General features: G+C 63.6%; 3 protein-coding genes. All 3 read left to right on the top strand.

Going from position 1 to position 2224, the window contains the following annotated elements:
• Positions 1–266 precede the first annotated feature (266 nt).
• On the top strand, positions 267–1799 hold the full coding sequence (locus ACFVWD_RS58125) for a MauE/DoxX family redox-associated membrane protein (protein WP_389607263.1): 1533 nt from the start codon (positions 267–269) through the stop codon (positions 1797–1799).
• Between the two features lie 63 nt (positions 1800–1862).
• Complete coding sequence (locus tag ACFVWD_RS58130; protein WP_389607264.1) at positions 1863–2003, top strand: integrase core domain-containing protein; 141 nt, start codon at positions 1863–1865, stop codon at positions 2001–2003.
• A 3-nt stretch (positions 2004–2006) separates the two neighbouring features.
• Positions 2007–2111: an IS3 family transposase gene (locus ACFVWD_RS58135; protein ID WP_389607266.1), complete on the top strand. Its 105-nt coding sequence runs from the start codon at positions 2007–2009 to the stop codon at positions 2109–2111.
• Positions 2112–2224: the final 113 nt, after the last annotated feature.

Genomic DNA, 2224 nt, shown 5'->3' on the forward strand with positions numbered 1-2224 from the left:
GGCGCAGAGAACTCCGGCGCTTCGCGCCTCCGGGCCGAGGATCGCATTCCCGCCCGGCCTGAAGACCGGGATTCCCTGCGAAGAACAAGGGATGGACGCCATTGATGCCGATCGGCCACCGGGCTCACGGCCGTCTGGGTGAGTCTGACCTGTGGAGTGTTGTTCGCGACCTCACAAGGCGGTACGAGTCGTTCGGGGCGCCGTGGTGTGTGCGTGATGCCTGCGCTCCGTCCGGAGGGCGTCCAGAACGATTGGAGTGAGCGGGCATGGTCCTGGCAGCACGGCTGGTGTTGGCTGCGGTCTTCGGGGTCGCGGGGATCGCCAAACTCATGGACCGCGAGGGACTGCCTCGCGCAATCGCAAGCTTCGGCCTGCCAGCTCGAACGGGGAAGCCGCTTGGATACCTTCTCGTCTCCTACGAGTTCGTCACAGCCCTGGCCCTTATCGTCAACCCATGGGCAAGAATCGGTGCGCTTGGAGCGCTCGGACTGTTGCTGACGTTCTGCCTGGCCATCGTGGTGAGCATCGCACGCGGCCGGACCCCGGATTGCCACTGCTTCGGAGGGCTACGCGCCACGCCGGTCGGGTGGGCCACGCTCGCACGCAACGGGCTCCTCGCAGCTACGGCGGGATTCGTCGCAACCGACGGGCGTGCCCCATGGTTCTTCACGGGCCTGGGGACCATCGCAGCGACGTGTTGGGTGGTGCTGGGACTCAAGCGATCCGGGAAAGTGCGACCGGGCATGGTCACACCGGGCTTCTCACTGCCTGACACAACGGGACAAGTATGGACTCTCGACAAACTGTTTGCCGCTGCGCATCAGCCACTCCTGCTTCTCTTCACTGATCACGCGTGCAGCGCGTGCGACGCACTGCTGCCACAGGTGGCCCGGTGGCAACAGGCCTACGCAGAACGGCTGACCATCGCAATCGTGAACGGCGGTCCCCCCGCAGACAGCGTTGCCTTCTCACGTGAGCACGGGCTGCGGAACCTACTGGTAGACGAAGACCGAATGCTGCTCACCACTTACGGTCTGACCGCCACACCCAGCGCAATGCTGATCGACACCGACCGGATCCTCGCCGCCGCGCCGGCAGCTGGGTCAGCAGAGATCGCCGACCTGGTGACCAGGGCACTCCAACCGCGTCGTAGATCAACGATCGCACGACGCGCGCTGTTGTTCGCCTCGGCCACGATGGTGCCCGCCGTCATGTCCACCCGCGCGATGGCCCGCGGCGTTACCGGGGCGAACTGGCGCCCAAAGCAAGTGAAGTTCGCTGGGGGATGGCTCTGCAAACAGCGCTACGCGCTGTGTACCAAAGCCGCCTGCAAACCCTCGCCGAGCGACCCGAACGTCCTCATCTGCCGCTGCGTGGTGGAATACGGCTACTCCTACGGCTATAAGTCGTGTGCAAAACGGGCACCAGTCAACAACAGATTGGTATCGACGTTCTCGACACAAAACACCAACCACCATACCCGCACCATGACCTGCACACCCCGAGCACAATGGGCAAACTGTCTGGACATGGACTGCGAAATCGACCCGCGCAACCCGGGACACGCTGTGTGCCGCTGCAAGTCCGTGGAGAGCGGCGACTTTTTCACATTCGGCGGAAACTGCGACACCAGCACCTGCACCTCTGTGATTTGGTCAGGGGCAACACCACCCGGAGTCCCCTTCCAAGCCGCGATGGAGAGCATCGGCCTATCAGTCACACTCCCCAAAGCATGCCCGACAGGCACGGACGACGATGACCTTCCGCCTAGCGGGCTGGAGCTGCTTTGGGGCGAGTGATCACGGCCCCTTGGCTCGCTGGGCGCGGCGCGTGCGTTCGCCCAGGTCTGCGAGGGTTTCGGAATCCGCAGAAGCATGGGCCGGGTCGGCTCGAGTTATGACAATGCCCTCGCCGAGTCGTTCTGGCAGGGACTCAAGAGAGAGACGATGCACCAGAGACTGTTCTCGACGATGCGTCAGGCGAGGCTGGAAATCTTCCAGTGACTCATCTACTACAACGCCCGCAGGCGCCACAGTGCCCTGAACTACCTCTCGCCAGCCGAGTTCGAACAACAACAGCAGAGAGAACGTAAACTCACACTCGCAGCATGAGCCCCCGTGTCCACGCTCCGGACTCTGCTGGTCTTTTCACGGAGAGTCTTGCGTGATCTTCGTGAGGACGGGACGGTGAGGGCGGATAGGCGTTCGCGGGGATCCGGTGGGGG

Origin of the sequence: Streptomyces sp. NPDC058086 (assembly GCF_042885015.1) — a bacterium.
In the GTDB taxonomy this organism is placed as follows: domain Bacteria; phylum Actinomycetota; class Actinomycetes; order Streptomycetales; family Streptomycetaceae; genus Streptomyces.